At 65.3% G+C, this 16,144-nt stretch carries 15 protein-coding genes; 5 read left to right on the forward strand and 10 right to left on the reverse strand.

Annotation, left to right across the window (positions count from 1 at the left end):
• Nucleotides 1–4 precede the first annotated feature (4 nt).
• The 3 genes from CSC94_RS09305 to CSC94_RS09315 all read left to right on the forward strand — a co-directional run bounded on the left by CSC94_RS09305 (nt 5) and on the right by CSC94_RS09315 (nt 2,157).
• Nucleotides 5–331, forward strand: a complete 327-nt coding sequence (locus tag CSC94_RS09305; RefSeq protein WP_099306057.1) for a heavy metal-binding domain-containing protein — start codon at nt 5–7, stop codon at nt 329–331.
• Between the two features lie 14 nt (nt 332–345).
• The gene (locus CSC94_RS09310) at nt 346–1,803 is read left to right on the forward strand and encodes a glutamate synthase subunit beta (protein WP_099306058.1); all 1,458 of its coding nucleotides are present in this window, start codon (nt 346–348) and stop codon (nt 1,801–1,803) included.
• A 159-nt stretch (nt 1,804–1,962) separates the two neighbouring features.
• The gene (locus CSC94_RS09315) at nt 1,963–2,157 is read left to right on the forward strand and encodes a hypothetical protein (RefSeq protein WP_099306059.1); all 195 of its coding nucleotides are present in this window, start codon (nt 1,963–1,965) and stop codon (nt 2,155–2,157) included.
• 36 nt (nt 2,158–2,193) lie between these two features.
• Here CSC94_RS09315 and CSC94_RS09320 read toward each other — a convergent pair whose 3' ends face one another.
• Both CSC94_RS09320 and CSC94_RS09325 read right to left on the reverse strand, forming a co-directional pair.
• On the reverse strand, nt 2,194–3,414 hold the full coding sequence (locus tag CSC94_RS09320) for an SGNH/GDSL hydrolase family protein (protein ID WP_245408309.1): 1,221 nt from the start codon (nt 3,412–3,414) through the stop codon (nt 2,194–2,196).
• A gap of 9 nt (nt 3,415–3,423) precedes the next feature.
• Nucleotides 3,424–4,644, reverse strand: coding sequence for a lytic murein transglycosylase (locus tag CSC94_RS09325; protein WP_099306060.1), 1,221 nt, complete (start codon nt 4,642–4,644; stop codon nt 3,424–3,426).
• A gap of 191 nt (nt 4,645–4,835) precedes the next feature.
• Here CSC94_RS09325 and galU point away from each other — a divergent pair, with 191 nt between their 5' ends.
• Nucleotides 4,836–5,705 carry a UTP--glucose-1-phosphate uridylyltransferase GalU gene (gene galU, locus CSC94_RS09330; protein WP_099306061.1) on the forward strand — a complete coding sequence of 290 codons (870 nt, stop codon included), beginning with the start codon at nt 4,836–4,838 and terminating at the stop codon, nt 5,703–5,705.
• 27 nt (nt 5,706–5,732) lie between these two features.
• Here the strand turns inward: galU and CSC94_RS09335 are convergent, their stop codons facing one another.
• The gene (locus tag CSC94_RS09335; protein ID WP_133122861.1) at nt 5,733–7,430 is read right to left on the reverse strand and encodes an outer membrane beta-barrel protein; all 1,698 of its coding nucleotides are present in this window, start codon (nt 7,428–7,430) and stop codon (nt 5,733–5,735) included.
• Between the two features lie 169 nt (nt 7,431–7,599).
• Between CSC94_RS09335 and CSC94_RS09340 the strand changes: the two genes are divergently transcribed.
• The gene (locus CSC94_RS09340; protein WP_099306063.1) at nt 7,600–8,598 is read left to right on the forward strand and encodes a KpsF/GutQ family sugar-phosphate isomerase; all 999 of its coding nucleotides are present in this window, start codon (nt 7,600–7,602) and stop codon (nt 8,596–8,598) included.
• Nucleotides 8,599–8,629: 31 nt separating this feature from the next.
• Here the strand turns inward: CSC94_RS09340 and CSC94_RS09345 are convergent, their stop codons facing one another.
• The 7 genes from CSC94_RS09345 to omp10 all read right to left on the reverse strand — a co-directional run bounded on the left by CSC94_RS09345 (nt 8,630) and on the right by omp10 (nt 16,043).
• Nucleotides 8,630–9,091: an NfeD family protein gene (locus CSC94_RS09345; RefSeq protein ID WP_099306064.1), complete on the reverse strand. Its 462-nt coding sequence runs from the start codon at nt 9,089–9,091 to the stop codon at nt 8,630–8,632.
• Between the two features lie 26 nt (nt 9,092–9,117).
• Entirely contained in the window at nt 9,118–10,077 is a 960-nt protein-coding gene (locus CSC94_RS09350; protein ID WP_099306249.1) for an SPFH domain-containing protein, read from the reverse strand.
• A 159-nt stretch (nt 10,078–10,236) separates the two neighbouring features.
• Nucleotides 10,237–11,301: a ferrochelatase gene (gene hemH, locus CSC94_RS09355; protein ID WP_099306065.1), complete on the reverse strand. Its 1,065-nt coding sequence runs from the start codon at nt 11,299–11,301 to the stop codon at nt 10,237–10,239.
• A 151-nt stretch (nt 11,302–11,452) separates the two neighbouring features.
• A complete protein-coding gene (locus CSC94_RS09360; RefSeq protein WP_099306066.1) occupies nt 11,453–13,510 on the reverse strand; it encodes a 5'-nucleotidase C-terminal domain-containing protein in 2,058 nt (685 codons plus the stop codon).
• A gap of 185 nt (nt 13,511–13,695) precedes the next feature.
• A complete protein-coding gene (locus tag CSC94_RS09365; protein WP_099306067.1) occupies nt 13,696–14,943 on the reverse strand; it encodes a phenylacetate--CoA ligase family protein in 1,248 nt (415 codons plus the stop codon).
• A 27-nt stretch (nt 14,944–14,970) separates the two neighbouring features.
• A complete protein-coding gene (locus tag CSC94_RS09370; protein ID WP_099306068.1) occupies nt 14,971–15,651 on the reverse strand; it encodes a zinc metallopeptidase in 681 nt (226 codons plus the stop codon).
• A gap of 23 nt (nt 15,652–15,674) precedes the next feature.
• Nucleotides 15,675–16,043, reverse strand: a complete 369-nt coding sequence (gene omp10, locus CSC94_RS09375) for an outer membrane lipoprotein Omp10 (RefSeq protein WP_099306069.1) — start codon at nt 16,041–16,043, stop codon at nt 15,675–15,677.
• Nucleotides 16,044–16,144: the final 101 nt, after the last annotated feature.

Raw genomic sequence — 16,144 nt, forward strand, 5'->3', positions numbered from 1 at the left:
CAGGATGATCACCACGACAACCAACACGATCGAGGGTCACCAGATCGTCGAGTATCGCGGCATCGTCACCGGCGAGGCTATCCTGGGAACCAACATTTTCCGGGACCTGTTTGCCGGCATCCGCGACCTCGTCGGCGGCCGCTCCGGCTCCTACGAAAAGGTGCTGCGCGATGCCCGCGAAACGGCGATCCGCGAGCTTGAGGACGAGGCTCAGCGCCTGGGCGCGAATGCCGTGATCGGCATCGACCTCGATTATGAGAACATTTCCACCGGTTCGAGCGGCTCCATGCTGATGGTTTCGGCCTCGGGCACCGCCGTGGTGATCCGGTGAAGAGGGTGTAAGCAATGGGCAAGGTAACTGGTTTTCTCGAAATCGACCGGCAGGTGCACAAGTACCAGCCGGCCTCCGACCGCATCCGGCACTTCAAGGAATTCACCCTGCCGATGTCGGACGAGGCCGTTCAGAAGCAGGCCGCACGCTGCATGGACTGCGGCATTCCCTACTGCCACGGGCCGACGGGCTGCCCGGTGCACAACCAGATCCCGGACTGGAACGATCTCGTCTACAACGGCGACTGGGACGCGGCGATCCGCAACCTGCATTCGACCAACAACTTCCCTGAGTTCACCGGACGCATCTGCCCGGCGCCGTGCGAGGAAGCCTGCACGCTGAACCTGGAAGACATTCCCGTCGCGATCAAGACGGTGGAACAGGCAATCGCCGACAAGGCCTACGAGACCGGCTTCATCAAGCCGCAGCCGGCCGAGACGAAGACCGGCAAGCGGGTGGCGGTCATCGGTTCCGGCCCTGCCGGCATGGCGGCTGCCCAGCAGCTTGGCCGCGCCGGCCACGAGGTTCACGTCTACGAACGCGAAAGCAAGCCGGGCGGGCTGATGCGCTTCGGCATTCCCGATTTCAAGATGGAGAAGCACTTCATCGACCGCCGCGTGAAGCAGATGGAAGGCGAGGGCGTCACCTTCTTCTGCAATGTCGATGTCGGCGTCGACAAGACCGTCGACGAGTTGCTGGCCGGCTATGATGCCGTGCTCTATTGCGGCGGCTCGGAAACGCCGCGCGAGGCGGGCATCCCGGGTGCCGATCTCAAGGGCGTGCACGATGCGATGCCCTTCCTCGTCCAGGCCAACAAGCGCGTTGGCGGCGAGAACATCCAGTCGGTTGCCTGGCCGTCCGAACCGGTCGTGGCCGGTGGCAAGCACGTCGTGGTCGTCGGCGGCGGCGATACGGCATCGGACTGCGTCGGCACGTCATTCCGCCAGGGAGCGGTTCGCGTGACGCAGCTCGACATCCGTCCGCAGCCCCCGGCTGTCGAAGACAAGATGACGGTGTGGCCGTACTGGGCGACCAAGATGCGGACATCGTCGAGCCAGGCGGAAGGCGCGGAGCGCGAGTTCCAGGTGGCGACGCTGGAATTCGTCGGCGACGAGGACGGCGTCCTGACCGGCGTGAAATGCTGCCGGGTGGACGAGACCCGCAAGCCGATCGCGGGCACCGAGTTCATCATCCGCGCCGATCTGGCCTTCATCGCCATCGGCTTTGCCGGACCGATCGACGGCGGGCTGATGACGGAGATGGACGGCAAGCTGACCATCAATGTCGACCGCCGCGGCTCGAAAAACGTCGCCGCCGACGAGACGAGCTACAAGACCTCGGTCGACAAGTTCTACGCTGCCGGCGATGTGCGCCGCGGCCAGTCGCTGGTGGTCTGGGCGATCCGGGAAGGCCGCCAGGCCGCCCACGCCATCGACAAGGACCTGATGGGTCACACGGTCCTGCCGCGCTGATCGCGCGTCACGGACGGTCTGTGAAGACGGCGCCCGCGGGCGCCGTCTTTTTTCATATTCGGAAATTGAGATGGATCAAGGCAGCCGGCCCAAACCGGCGCAAACCTTCGCGCTGTCCGGCGTGGCCAGAGGGTCGGCCGGCTTACCTGGAGGTGGGTTATGCTGAAAATCCTTGGTGCCATCTATATCCTTGTCGCACCGACCATCATGGGCATCCTGATCGTTGCCCTTCTGACGATGAACATGTTCGAAAGCAGCAAGATTGCCCTGGCGGCCGCCGCCGGCGCTGTCATTGCCCTGCCGGTTGCGTGGTTCGTTTCGAAGCACATCCTGGCATTGACCAAGGGGGCATAAGCAGTTCCGGCCACGGAAGGCCGGGTAGCCGCCCGGTCATCCGCCGGCAGGCGCAGAAGGTGTGGAAGCCGGCGCAGGGCGCGAGAAATCGTCCGCCCGTCCCGGTTCCGGCGCTGGCGCGACACCTTCGATCGTCAATCGCTGCAGCACGGTCGGTTCCCCGACCGGCGCCGTTGCTGCTGCCGGTTCCGGCACGCGACCCAGAAGCTCGTCGCCACCGTCCAATGCCGGATCGGTCAGCGAGACAGGGACCGTACGGTCGATCTTCTGCTGCGTCGTCACCGGGTTGAGCGTCAGGTTGGGCAGCATTTCGGGCGTCAGCTTGCCGATGTTCGGGTCGACGGCGGCGCCCAGGATCTTCTTCAGCGGTTTCTCGGCGTAGAAGGCGATCTTGCGTCGTCCGGCGCCGGTGATGTTGATGCCGTCGGAGGACCGCAGGCGGACGACCTGGCCGTTGACGTCGGGGCCGGTCGCGATAAAATTCCCGTTCTCGTCGACGAAGCCGTTCCAGATATCGACGAATTCGCCGCCGTTGGCGGTCGCGATCGACTTGTAGAAATCGTTGAAGGCCAGCATGTCGGCCGTCATCGAGCTCGACCGGAAGGACGGAGCGCCGACCCACACGTAGGGCACGGAGGCATTCTTCAGTTCCGTCGCGAATGTCTCGACGCGCTTCTTGTATTCCGCGTCCCATTCCTCCGAGCGCAGCGCCAGCCGCCCGCCGTCCGTCTGCATCTGCTGGCGGTCGTTTGATCCGATCATCATCGCGACGACAGCCGGCTTTTCTTCCTCGAGGATCGCCTTGATCTGGCCGGGCCAGTCATAGAAATCGTTGCGGACAAAGCCGGACGATCCGTTGGATCGGTCGACGACGATCACGCCGGGCAGGTCGGCGAATGCATCCTTCAGGCCGTCGGCGAGGCCGCCGGCCATGAAGTCACCGACGACGAGAACCTTGCGCGCGTTCTCCAGCTTCTCAACCGCCGGCTCGGCCGCGGGTTGCGCGGCCGGGGCAGCATTCTGCGACCGGGGCCGGGTGGACCGGATGGTGCGCTTGGGCGACGGCCGGGCCTTGGGCCTCTTGCGCGGTTCCGGCCGGAAGAGCTTGCGGAAGAAGCCGCGAAGGCCCGACTGGCCGTTGTCGAGCGAACCGGCGGGCGCGGCCCAGACCGGCTCGACCGACACGGCACCGGCCATGGACAGGCAGACGAGGGCTGCCAAAACCATGCGCAACAGCCTGCTGCCGGTCCAGCCCATCCGTTTCTCCTATTGCCTGCGCAAGACGTTGAGGACTTCTTTGCTGGGATAGCCGTCCTGCGTCAAGCCGGCCTGGGCCTGGAACGCCTTGATGGCGGATTCCGAGCCGCTGCCGATCTTGCCGTCGATCTCGCCTTCGTAGAGCCCCTTGCGGGCGAGGTGCTTCTGCAACTCCTCCTTCTCGGCGAAGGAGAGCGGGGTGAAGGGGCGCTCCCAGTCGTGTTCGAGGCCGCCGAAACCGGCGATCTCGTCGGCGAGGAGGCTGACGGCCAGCGCGTAGGTGTCGGCATTGTTGTAGCGCTTGATGACGAAGAAGTTCTTCAGCATCAGGAACGCCGGGCCGTCGCGGCCATCGAGCGCTTTCAGTTCGGCGCTGTCGGAGCCGCGCGGGAAGGGCTTGCCGTTGGTGCGGCGCACGCCGATGCCTTCCCATCTCGACAGGCTCATGGAGCCGGCCGGGAACTTGCGGCCACGCGGCAGCTTTACCTCGTAGCCCCAGGTCTTGCCCGACTGCCAGCCATTGCGTGCCAGCAGGTTGGCAGCCGTCGCCAGCGCATCGGGTACGGAGTTCCAGATGTCGCGGCGGCCGTTGCCGTCCATGTCGACCGCATAGGCCTGGTAACTGGTGGGAATGAACTGGGTATGGCCCATGGCGCCTGCCCAGGAGCCGGTCAGGTGGCTCTCGTCGATGTCGCCGGTCTGCAGGATCTTCAATGCCGCGATCAGCTGGCGGCGCGCGAACTTGGCGCGGCGCTTGTCGGCATAGGCCAGCGTGGCGAGCGACCGGGGAACATTTCGCATGACCCGATCATTTGTGAGAATGCGCCCGTAGTTGGATTCGATGCCCCAGATGGCGATCAGGATATGCCGGTCAACACCGAAGCGCCGCTCGATGCGGTCGAGCCAGCCCTTGTACTTGCGTGCCATTGCACGGCCCGTGGCAATCGATTCATCATGAACGCGATTGTCGAAATACTGCCACAGGGGCGCCTTGAACTCGGGCTGGTAGCGGGCCTTCTCCAGCACCTCGGGGTCGGGCTCGGAGACGCCGCGAAAGGCGCGGTCGTAAGTGGACGACGAGATGCCGTTGCTCGCGGCAACGGACTTGAAGCCGGCGATCCAGCGCTTGAAGCCGGCATCCGCCTGGGCGGGCGCGGACGCGAGGAAAGCACAGAGGAACGAGGCTGCAGCTGCGCGAAAGACATTTCTTCCAGCGATGCGGAACGTCATGACAGTCTCCCTGGTTCGGATATCGGCCATTCTGTTCACAGACGGGTTAGGAATTGGTTTACCATAAGAGCGCCTGCCCCTCCGAATCGTCCGCCAAAGCGTGAAATTCACCGCCATCTGACCGATTTCTTAAACATCAACCGTGGCAAGACTGCGCCAAACCACGGTCAAAGCCCAGGAACCGACTCCCCATGAAAAAACTTCGCAAGGCTGTCTTTCCCGTTGCCGGTTTCGGCACCCGTTTCCTTCCGGCCACGAAGGCCATCCCCAAGGAAATGCTGACGGTGGTGGACCGGCCGGTTATCCAGTACGTGGTCGACGAGGCGCTGAAGGCGGGAATCGAGCACCTGATCTTTATCACCGGGCGCAACAAGGGGGTTATCGAGGATTATTTCGACATCCAGTACGAACTGTATTCGACGCTCGAAGCGCGCGGCAAGGACGAGCCGCTCAAGCAGTTGAAGGCGATGCAGCCGGCGCCCGGAACGACGAGCTTCACGCGCCAGCAGGAGCCGCTGGGCCTTGGCCATGCCGTCTGGTGCGCGCGCGACCTGGTGGGCAACGAACCCTTCGCGCTGCTGCTGCCGGACATGATCCTGCAATCGGAGAACAATTGCATGAGCGAGATGGCGGCGCTCTACGAGAAGTCGGGCGGCAACGTGGTGTCTTTGCAGGAATGCCGGCCAGAAGACGCCTACAAGTATGGCATCGTCGGGCGCGGCAAGGACGTGCACAACGGCTTCGAACTGACCGAGATGGTGGAGAAGCCGGCGCCGGGCACCGCGCCGTCCAACCTGTTCATCAACGGGCGCTACATCCTGCAGCCGGAGATCTTCGACATCCTGGAAACGCAGGAGCGCGGCGCCGGCAACGAGATCCAGCTCACCGACGCCATGCTGACGCTGAAGAATTCCCAGGCCTTCTACGGCTTTCACTTCAAGGGCCGGACATTTGACTGCGGCAACCCGGAAGGCTTCATCGAGGCCAACCTGGCGATGGCGCACGCGCGCGACGACATGCGCGACCATGTTACCGACCTGGCGAGGGCGATCGCGGGCTGAGCAGCCGCGCCCGGGACCGCCGGCGGATCAGCGCTGCAACTTCAGGCCGAGGAAGGCGGAGTTGGTTGTGTAGTCGCGTCCGGGCAGGTTGCTGGTCAGGCGTTCGTGGCGGACCCGGGCCGACAGGCCGACATTGCGGTTCAGCCACCAGGTGAAGCCAAGCTGGCCGGCGAGCGTCATGTCACGGTCGCCGGTTCCCGAATAATCACGCAAGGACGCCGAGAGCTCCGCGTTGGCCGTGAAGTTGGCGCGGATCTGGCGCTCGAAGCCGAGCGTGGCGGACTGGAGCAGCGAACCCGATTCGCCCGCCGTCGTCGTGCCTTCCACCGTCGTGCCGGCGGTGAGCGAGACCTTGGTGCCGCGCTGCGGAGACCAGTTCAGGTTGGCCAGCAGCGACAGGCCGCCGATGTCGGCCAGGCGGGCGTCGTCGAGCGATTCGCGGACATAGCCGACGGCGAGGTCGCCATTCAGCTTTTCACCGAGGTCCAGCGCGACGCCGCCGCGAAGCGCGTAACGGTCGGCGGACCGGGCGTAGCCGGAGGCGTCGATCCGGTTGTCATAGACGCGGCGGCCGTATTCGACTTCCACGAAGGGGGTCAGCGCCGGAGAAACGGCATAGCCGACGCGCAGCCTGGCATCGGCGAGCGTGAAGTTGCGGTCGGTCTGCGAGAGCGTGCCGCCGCCGGCCAGGCTGGCATCGCCATAGGCATCGCGCGAGATTTCCCCGGTGATCGCGTAGCGCAGTTGCCCGGCGGTTCTTTCGAGGCCGAGGCTGGCATCGAACCGGTTGAGCAACGGGCGCGTCGCGCCGGCGGGAATCGCGACCGGGCTCTCGGCGGCCTCGCGGCGCAGTTCGTAGCCGGCCGCGGCATTGATGGCGTGATCACGGCCCACGTCGTAGCGCAGCTTGCCGTCGATGCCGAGGTTGGGCTCGCTTTCACCGGGGCCGGAGACGGCCTGGCGCCAGGCGGCGAATGCATTGATCTCGGCCTGGTGGACGGACCAGTCCGATACCGCCTTCAGGCGCAAGGTGGTGTCGGAAAAGATGCCGGATTGCTTGTTGGTGGAACTGAGCGCGTTGTCGGTGGCGGTCAGGCCGGTTTCCAGGGTCGGGGTGACGGTAAACGTTCCGATGCGCAGGCCAAGCGGCGCGTAGGGATCCTGCTCGCTCGCCGCGTCGATCTGGTCGACCGTCGGAGTGCGGACATTTTCCGGCAGAACCCGGGTGTTGCGCTCCTCATCGTCTTCCGTCACGGACCGGGTGCGGATCGTTCCGGTGAGCAGATCCTGCGGGTCCTTGGCATCCGCGGTCGCGGACTTTTTCTTTTTCTTCGCGGTTGTACCGGGCTCGCTCGCGGTCGCGGCCGGATCGTCCTGCGTGCGGGCGCGAACGCCCATCGGCAAGCGCGGCGCCTGCGGATCGAGGCCGATGACCACCGTACGGTCAGCCGGATCAAGGCCGGCCTCGGGATCATCCTCGGGGATGTAGGGCTTCGGGGTTGCTGTCTGTCCGTTGGCCTCGGCCGTGGGCTTTTTCTTTTTCGTCAGGGCGGTCGACCGCGCTGTCAGCGGTTCTTCCTTCAACAGGGAAACCGGCGCCTGGTCGTCATCGACATTGCCGCGCAACCCGGGAAGCGACTGGGCCGTGGCCACGGAAATATCCAGCGCGGCCAGCGCCACCGCCGTGGTCAGGACCCTGGCGAGGCGTCCATGCCCGATCCGCAAGAATTCTGGCACCCGGTTCAAACGCGCTATCCGTCATTGGTTGCGCGGGCGGTCGCCCGCATTTCTTGACGAAATCTAAAACAGCGTGGTTAACGCTTTCTTTCACCGGCGCGCGCGGTCATGCGAAACGTTGGACAGACGCGCGGCGAAGCGCTACAGGCTTCAACTCATGAACAGGCTGAAACTCTCTTCCGCGATCGACCGCCAGGAGGCGGTCGCCTCGGCGCTAAGGACGCTCTCGACCGAGCGGACCGGGCTGAATGCGCTCATCGAGGCCATGGAAAACGGCCTCGGCGAGATCTTTGCCGAAGCCGCTTCCGTGCTCGCGGCCGTCAAGGGGCGGGTCATCGTCACAGGAGTCGGCAAGTCCGGCCATATCGGGTCGAAACTGGCCGCCACGTTCGCCTCCACCGGAACGCCGGCCTATTTCGTGCACCCGGCCGAGGCCAATCACGGCGACCTCGGCATGATCACCTCCGACGACGCCATCATCGCCATTTCGTGGTCCGGCGAAACGGAGGAACTGAAGGGGATCGTTGCCTATTCGCGACGGTTTTCCATTCCGCTGATCGCCCTGACCGCGGGAACGGATTCGGCGCTCGGTCGCGAAGCCGACGTCGTCGTCGCGCTGCCACGGACGCAGGAAGCCTGTCCGCACGGCCTGGCGCCGACGACATCCACCCTGCTGCAACTGGCCATGGGCGATGCCCTGGCCATCGCGCTGCTGGAGGCCCGCGGGTTCACGCCGGACCACTTCCGCACCTTCCACCCGGGCGGGCAACTGGGCGCGAGCCTGGTGCGGATCGGCGACGTGATGCATGTCGACGAGCGGGTGCCGCTGATCGGGGAGGGCTCGCGCATGCGCGATGCCATCCTGGAGATGACGCGCAAAGGGTTCGGCTGCGTCGGCATCGTCAACCCGGCCGGCGACCTGACCGGCATCATCACCGACGGCGATATCCGCCGCCACATCGATTCCGACCTGCTGGCCATGTCGGTGGACCAGGTGATGACGCGCTCGCCGCGCGTTATCGGGCCGAACGACCTGGCGGCCGTGGCGCTTTCGCGCATCAACACGTCGGCCATCACTGCGCTGATGGTGGTTGAGGCGGGCAAGCCGGTGGGCATCGTCCACCTGCACGACCTTCTGCGGATCGGCGCGGCCTGAGCGGCCGCACCGGGTCCGTGGCAAGAGGCCGTCAGCCGGCCTTCTCGACGATCAGCGTCCCGTTCTGCAAGCCGGAGACACGCACCCTGGCACCGGCTTCCATGTCGGGACCGGTGATGCGCCATTGCGTATCGCCGATGCGCACGCGGCCGGCCCCGTTGCGGATCGGCTCCTCCAGCGTGGCGACACGGCCGACAAGCTGGGCCTGGCGCTGGTTGAGGAGCGGTTCGTCGGTCTCCGTGCGGCTGGAGTCCATCAGGCGTTTGCCGAACCAGGCCGACAGGAGCGAGAGGGCGAGGAAGACGAGCGTCTGGGCCTGCCAGGTCCAGTAGGCGGTCTCCCACAGGACGAGGGACAGGATGCCGGTGGCGATGGCCGCCAGGCCGATCCAGATGAGAAACACGCCCGGCATGAGGATTTCGGCGCCGAGCAGGATGATGCCAAGCACCATCCAGTTCCATGGACCAAGTTCATTGACGATCTGCTGGATCATGATGCGTGCTCCCCGATCGAGCGCGTTCAGCTGCCGGAGCGCGGCATGCGGAAGCCGCTGCGCGGCGGAACCGGCGGCGGTGTCTGGCCGTCGCCGGAGCCGTCACCGAACACCTCCCTGGCGATGGCGCCGATGCCGCCCAGGGAACCGACCAGCGACGAGGCCTCCATCGGCATCAGCACGATCTTGGAATTGCTGGCCGAGCCGATAGTGGCCATGGCCTCGGTGTATTTCTGGGCGACGAAGTAGTTGATGGCCTGCACGTCGCCGGCCGCGATCGCCTCGGACACCATCTGCGTGGCGCGGGCCTCGGCCTGAGCCTGGCGTTCGCGGGCCTCGGCGTCGAGGAAGGCGGCTTCCTTGCGGCCCTGGGCCTGCAGCACCTGGGACTGCTTGGCACCCTCGGCTTCGAGGATCTGGGCGCGCTTGTCGCGCTCGGCCTTCATCTGGCGCGCCATGGCATCGACGATGTCCTGCGGCGGGTTGATGTCCTTGATCTCGACGCGGGTGATCTTGATGCCCCAGGGATTGGCCGCGTCATCGACGATACGCAGCAGCCGGTCGTTGATCGTGTCGCGGTTGGAGAGCAGTTCGTCAAGGTCCATCGAGCCCATGACATTACGGATGTTGGTCATGGTCAGGTTGAGAAGCGCGTTTTCCAGGCCGGACACCTGGTAGGCGGCCTGCGGCGCGTTCAGGACCTGGTAAAAGGACACGCCATCGACCGCGACAATGGCGTTGTCGCGGGTGATGACCTCCTGGGTGGGGATGTCGAGGACCTGTTCCATCATGTTCATCTTGGCGCCGATGCGGTCGATGAAGGGAACGATCAGGTTGAGACCCGGCTCCAGCGTGCGCGTGTAGCGGCCGAAGCGCTCGACGGTGTAATTGTAGCCCTGCGGAACGGTCTTGATCCCGGCGAACAGGACCATGATGACCACGACGGCAAGAACCAGAATGGCAATATCGAAACCGGTGAACGGCATGGCAGGCATCCTTCTCCTGTTGGCGCGGCCCGGAGACGCCGGCCTCTCAAACCTCATATGGGGTTTGCCATGTCCCGGTGCAAAAGGCGATAGGCCATCATCCTTAACGTGCACTGGCGGTTGCAAATCCTACCGGCGGCGGTTTGTACGTGCCGCGGTTCAGACCCAGCCGGAGAGTTCCCGGCGCACCAGCGCCTCGATGACGGCCATGCCTTCGGCAGAATCGTTGAGGCAGGGGATGTGGGTGAAGTTCGTTCCGCCGGCGTGGTGGAAGATCTCGCCCGCTTCACCGGCGATTTCCTCCAGCGTTTCCAGGCAGTCGGAGACGAAGCCGGGATTGAACACGGCAATCGACTTGACGCCATCCTTCGCCAGTTGCTCCACGGTCTTGTCCGTATAGGGCTGGAGCCATTCCTCCGGGCCGAACCGTGACTGGAAGCAGGTCATCAGCCGGCCCTTTTCCCAGCCGAGGCGCTGTTCGAGCAGGCGCGTGGTCTTGTGGCAATGGCAGTGGTAGGGGTCGCCCTTGGCAAAATAGCTCTGCGGAATGCCGTGGTAGGAGGCGATCACCTTCTCGGGCTCGAAATCAAGCGTGGCAAGATGGTTCTCGATGGAGCGGGCCAGCGCCTCGATATAGACCGGCTCGTCATGATAGGACGGAACGGTGCGGATGGCCGGCTGCCAGCGCAGGCCCTGCAGCACCTCGAAGAACCGGTCGTTCACCGTGGCCGTCGTCGTGGCCGAATACTGCGGGTAGAGGGGAAACATGACGATGCGGTCGCAGCCCTCGGCGATCATCCGCTTCGTCACCTCCTCGATGGACGGCTGGCCGTAGCGCATGGCCCAGTCGACATGGACCTGCGGATGGCCGGCGAGCGCCTCGGCCAGTTTCTCGCCCTGGGCCCGGGTGAACGTGCGCAGCGGGCTCTCGTTCTTCTCCCGGTTCCAGATCTGGGCGTAGGCGGCGCCGGATTTCTTCGGCCGGGTGTTCAGGACGATGCCGTAAAGGATCGGGTACCAGAGGGCGCGGGGCCATTCGATCACCCGCTTGTCGGAAAGGAACTCCCTCAGGTAGCGCCGCATCGGCGCGTAATCCGTGCCGTCCGGCGTGCCGAGATTGACCAGCAGAACCCCGACCTTGCCGATCCTGATCGGGGGATGATCGGATGGCAGCGGCCCCACGGCCTTGGCTTCGTCCATGGGGATCCGGGTTGCAAAGGTCATCACGCACTCCTTGGAAAAACCTCTGGCGGAAACGGAAGCCAGACCGACCGGCCTCTTACCACCAACGGCCTCCTATAGGCAAAAACCCGCCCTGTGGATCAGGGCGGGTCCGATTTTACTCTTCATGCGGCGCCACGCCGCATTGGCCGGCTTAATTCGCGGCGGGGATCACCAGTTCCTGGCCGATCTGCAGGCCCCTGGCCCTGGCCTTCGGATTGGCCCCGGCAATCATCTTCCACTTCGAGGGATCGCCGTAGTAGGTCTTGGCCAGGTTCCAGAAGTTGTCGCCGGCGACGACGGCGTGGGTCTTCTCACCCTCGGCCATCGCCATGCCGTCCTTCTTTTCCATGGTCTCGGCCTTCATTTCGGGCTTGGCCTCCATGGTCTCGGCCTTCTTCTCCATGGGTTCGGCCTTCATCTCCGGCTTGGCCTCGGCGGCCGGAGCCTCGACCTTTGGGCCCGCCGCCGGCATGGTCAGCTCGAAACCGGGCCGGGCCGGGACCTTCACGTCCCCGTCAGCCGGCTTTTCGGCCATGGTCTCGCCCGGCTTTTCCATTGCCGCCTTTTCTTCCGGCTTCCCGGCCGCGGCCGGCGCCGCGGCTGCGGCCTTGGTGATGCGGCCGTCATCGTCCAGCGGCTTGTAGGGAGAGTGATCGCCGAGATAGGTGGCGACGACCTCTTCCAGTCCCGGACCGTAGTCATAGGCGTTCATGCCGTTCGTCGCGAAGACCTTGTAGCCGTCGCCGCCGGAGCGCATGAAGTTGTTGGATACGACGCCGTAGGTCTTGTCCGGGTCAATGGCCTGCCAGGTTCCGTTCTCGCTGACCTCGACGGCGCTGACTCGCTTGCCGGCCTCGGCGGACGGATCCCAGGTGAAGTGCAGGCCCGCGACCTGCGGGAAGCGGCCAGCGCCTTCCTCCACCTGGCTGACGCCGTTTTCGAGCGCCTGGACGATGTCGGCACCCTTGAGCTGGAAGGTGGCGAGGGTGTTCTGGAACGGCAGCACCGTCAGGACCTCGCCCATGGTAACGTCGCCGGCGTCGATGGAAGCGCGCAGGCCACCGCCGTTCTGGATGGCGACCTGGATGCCCTGGTCCTTGACCCGGTCGAGCATGGCGTCGGCGACGAGGTTGCCCATAGCGCATTCCTGGGCGCGGCAGACTTCGCGGCTGCCCTCGATCGGCGCGTCGGACTTGGCGACGATCTTGGCCTTCAGTTCCTCGATGGGCGCGGCCAGTTCCTTGATGCGGGCCGTGGCGGCCTCGTCGGGCTTGACGGAGGCGTCGAGCAGCATCGGGTCGCCCTTGGCCCCGGTGACGACGCCGTTGTCGTCGAAGGTCACGGTCAGCTTGCCGAGGTACTTGGAATAGGACTTGGCCTGGACGACCGGCACCTTGTAGCCGCCGGGATTGTCAACCCAGGTGGGATAGGGTCCTTCGGCCTTGTCGTCGCCGTTGGCGAGATAGGTGTGCGAGTGACCGCCCACCACGACGTCGACGCCGGGAATCTTGGCGATGGCTGCCAGGTCGCGCGGGTAGCCGACGTGGGTCAGCGCGATGATCATGTCGACGCCCTCATCCTGCAGCGCCTTGACGGCGTCGGTGATGGCGGCGACATCCTGGGCAATCAGGATCTGGTCGCCGGGCGAGGACAGTTCGTCGGTATCGTTGGCAACCGCGCCGACGATGCCGAACTTCTTGCCGCCGCGCTCGATGACCACCGAGGGCTTGACCTTGCCGGCCAGCTTGGACTCGTAGCTCGGCAGGACGTTGGCGGAGATGACCGGGAAGGAGACCTTGTCCATGAAGGTGGCCAGGCCAGGCTCGCCATCATCGAATTCGTGGTTGCCGATCGTCATCACGTCGGTGCCCATCATGGCGAGGAATTCGGCCTCGGCCGCACCCTTGTAGGTGGAATAGAACAGCGACCCCTGGAAATTGTCGCCGGCATTCAGGAAGACGGTGCTGTCCGGCCCCATGGCCGCGCGGGCCTCGCGGGCGGCGGTGACAAGGCGGGCGGCGCCGCCAAAGCACTTGCCCTCGGTCTCGTCATCGGCCGAGCAGGTGGAATCGTACTTGTTGATGGACTCGATGCGGCTGTGCCAGTCGTTGATGTGCAGGATGTTCAGCGTGGTGTCCGCAAATGCCTGCGCGGCCGTCAGGGCCAGCAAGGAGGCAGACAAGGCGGCGGTAACGGCGATTCGGTTCATGACAGTCTCCCTGTGAGATACCGGTAGGCGCCCTGAGTAACCGTCTTGCGTGACAGTCTTTTGCAGGCGCTTCCGGTCGTCATGTTTTCATCGGCGCACCGGCAGCGCAAGGGCAAAACGCACTTGACGCAGCGGCAGAACGGCGGCGTTCCGCCGTTCCGGAAGGCCTCCGGGGTCGCCGGATGTCAGTTGGCGTAGTCTCGCTCGTCGGCGATCACCTTGCCGTCGTTGGGCAGGGTCCCGGCCTCGGCCACCTCGACCGTGCCGGACAGCTTGGTGGCCTCGCGCAGCGTCGCGGCGATGGCCGCCGTATCCGCGTCGCCGCGTTCCTCGATCAACAGCTTCATGGCATCACTGGCGCCATTGCGGCTGACCACGAGGCGCGCCTTGAGGATTTCGGGGTGCTGGCGCAGGACGATGGCGACCTGCTTGGGATCGACGAACATGCCCTTGATCTTGGTGCGCTGGTCGGCGCGGCCCATCCAGCCCCTGATGCGGCGATTGGTACGGCCGCAAGGCGAAAGGCCCGGCAGGATGGCCGACAGGTCGCCGGTGCCGAGGCGGACAAGCGGATAGGCCTCGTTGAAGGTTGTGACAACCACCTCGCCCACCTCGCCGTCCTCGACAGGGTCACTGGTGCCCGGGCGGACGATCTCGACGATCATGTCCTCGTTGAGCATCATGCCGGGCAGCGGCGCGCCGTTCGAGTCCGCCGTCTCGTAGGCGATGACGCCGCATTCGGCGGTGGCATAGCATTGCAGCACCTGGACCCCGCGGGTGGCGTATTCTTCGCGCAGCGACGGGAAGAGGGCTCCGCCGGACACCAGCGCACGCCGGATGGACGACAGGTCCCTGCCAGTCTCCGCTGCCTTGTCGAGCATGATCTTGAGGAAATCCGGCGTGCCGGAATAGGCCGTCGGCTTCAGTGCAGCGGCTGCCTCGACCTGCATCTCGGTGTTGCCGACGCCAGCGGGGAACACGGTGCAGCCATAGGCGCGCGCGCCCTCGTCCAGGATGAAGCCGCCGGGCGTCATGTGATAGGCAAAGGCGTTGTGGATGACCTCGCCGGGACGGATGCCGGCGGCATGAAAGGCGCGTGCGGCCTTCCAGGGATCGGGGCCGATGCCCTGCGGTTCGAACAGGGGACCGGGCGACATGAAGACGCGGTTGCCTTTCAGCGCGTCCGGGTTGGCAAAGCCGCCGAAGGGCGGTTCGGCCTGCTGCATCTCGAGCAGTTCGCCCTTGCGCAGGACCGGGAGTTTCGCGAGCGCCTCGCGGGAGGTGACGGAGGCGGGGTCAATGCCGTCGAGCCAGCGGGCAAGGCCCGGCGCCGCTGCCATGGCCCGCGCCAGGAATTCCGGAAGAATTGCAAAAAGCGCGTCCTCGCGCTCAGCGGGTTCGCGCGTTTCAAGCCCGTCGAAATACTCGGTCATGGTGTCCTCTCCTCGCCCTGACCCGCGTTATCGCAAAAGCCTGATCCAACGCGCAAGGTCCACCAGCGAAATTAGCGCACCAGCGACATAGGTCAGCGCGGCGGCGCGCAGAACGGTGCGGGCGGCGGGCATGTCGGAGTCGTGCAGGTAGCGGCCTTTGGTGAGGATCGGCAGCGCCTTGCCGAAACTGGCATCGAACTCGACGGGCAGGGTGATGACATTGAACAGGACCCGCACACCGAGCAGGGCGATGCCGAGCCCGACCAGCGCAATCATGACGACCGGAACACGGGCGGCGACGCCCAGAAGGGGCGCGGCGATGAAGACGATGCCGGCAAGGCGGTCGGTCCAGATGGCGAGGTGAGCCAGGCGCTGGCGCCGGTCCAGCCAGCGGTCGCGGGCGGCGTGCTGGAGCGCATGGCCGACCTCGTGGGCTGCCACGGCGACGGCAGCCACCGACCGTCCGCCGTGATGGGCCGGCGACAGGCGCACGGTGCGTGTCTGCGGATCGTAGTGATCGCCGGCCGGCGTCTGCTCGACGCGCACGCCCTCCAAGCCGAACTCGGCAACAAGGTGCTCGGCGAGTTCGCCACCGGTTCCGGGGAGATCGGGCCTGTCGGCGCCATGACGCGACAGGGCCCATTTCACCCATGCCTGCGGCAGGGATACCACCGCAAGCAGGAGGATGAACGCCAGCGCGTAGAGCATGACGTCTCGATGCCGGTTTCAGGTCAGCCGGTGACGCGGCGAACCAGCGTGAACTGCTGTCCGCCCTCGGCGGTGCAGTTGAGCTGCGTCGAGGACACAAGGCTGCAGTTGACGCGCGTCGTCGTCTGGCGGATCAGCGAGTTGACCGTGATGGCGACCGACTTTTCGCCCGAATAGGTGTAGCTGCCATCGGCCAGCTTGTTACCGGTATCGGCCGCCAACGTCTCGAAGGCGCCCGCATTGAAGTTCGAATAGGCGACGCCGTCGCTCGACACCCACTGGCCCTCGACACCGGTGGGCTGGAGCCTGGCGCGCGGTCCCGGACCGCCGCTCTGGCAGCCGGCAACAATCGTCGCCGCCGCAATGACAGCCAGGGTCAAAATCTTGCGCATGACCGGAAAACCCCTCTCTTCAAGTTCCGCATCTTTCCATCGTTGTGACCTTCCAATGGGGGCGAAAGCAAGGCAACGTCGAATAATCCCTTGATATTAAA

Origin of the sequence: Zhengella mangrovi (assembly GCF_002727065.1) — a bacterium.
Classification (GTDB): domain Bacteria; phylum Pseudomonadota; class Alphaproteobacteria; order Rhizobiales; family Rhizobiaceae; genus Zhengella; species Zhengella mangrovi.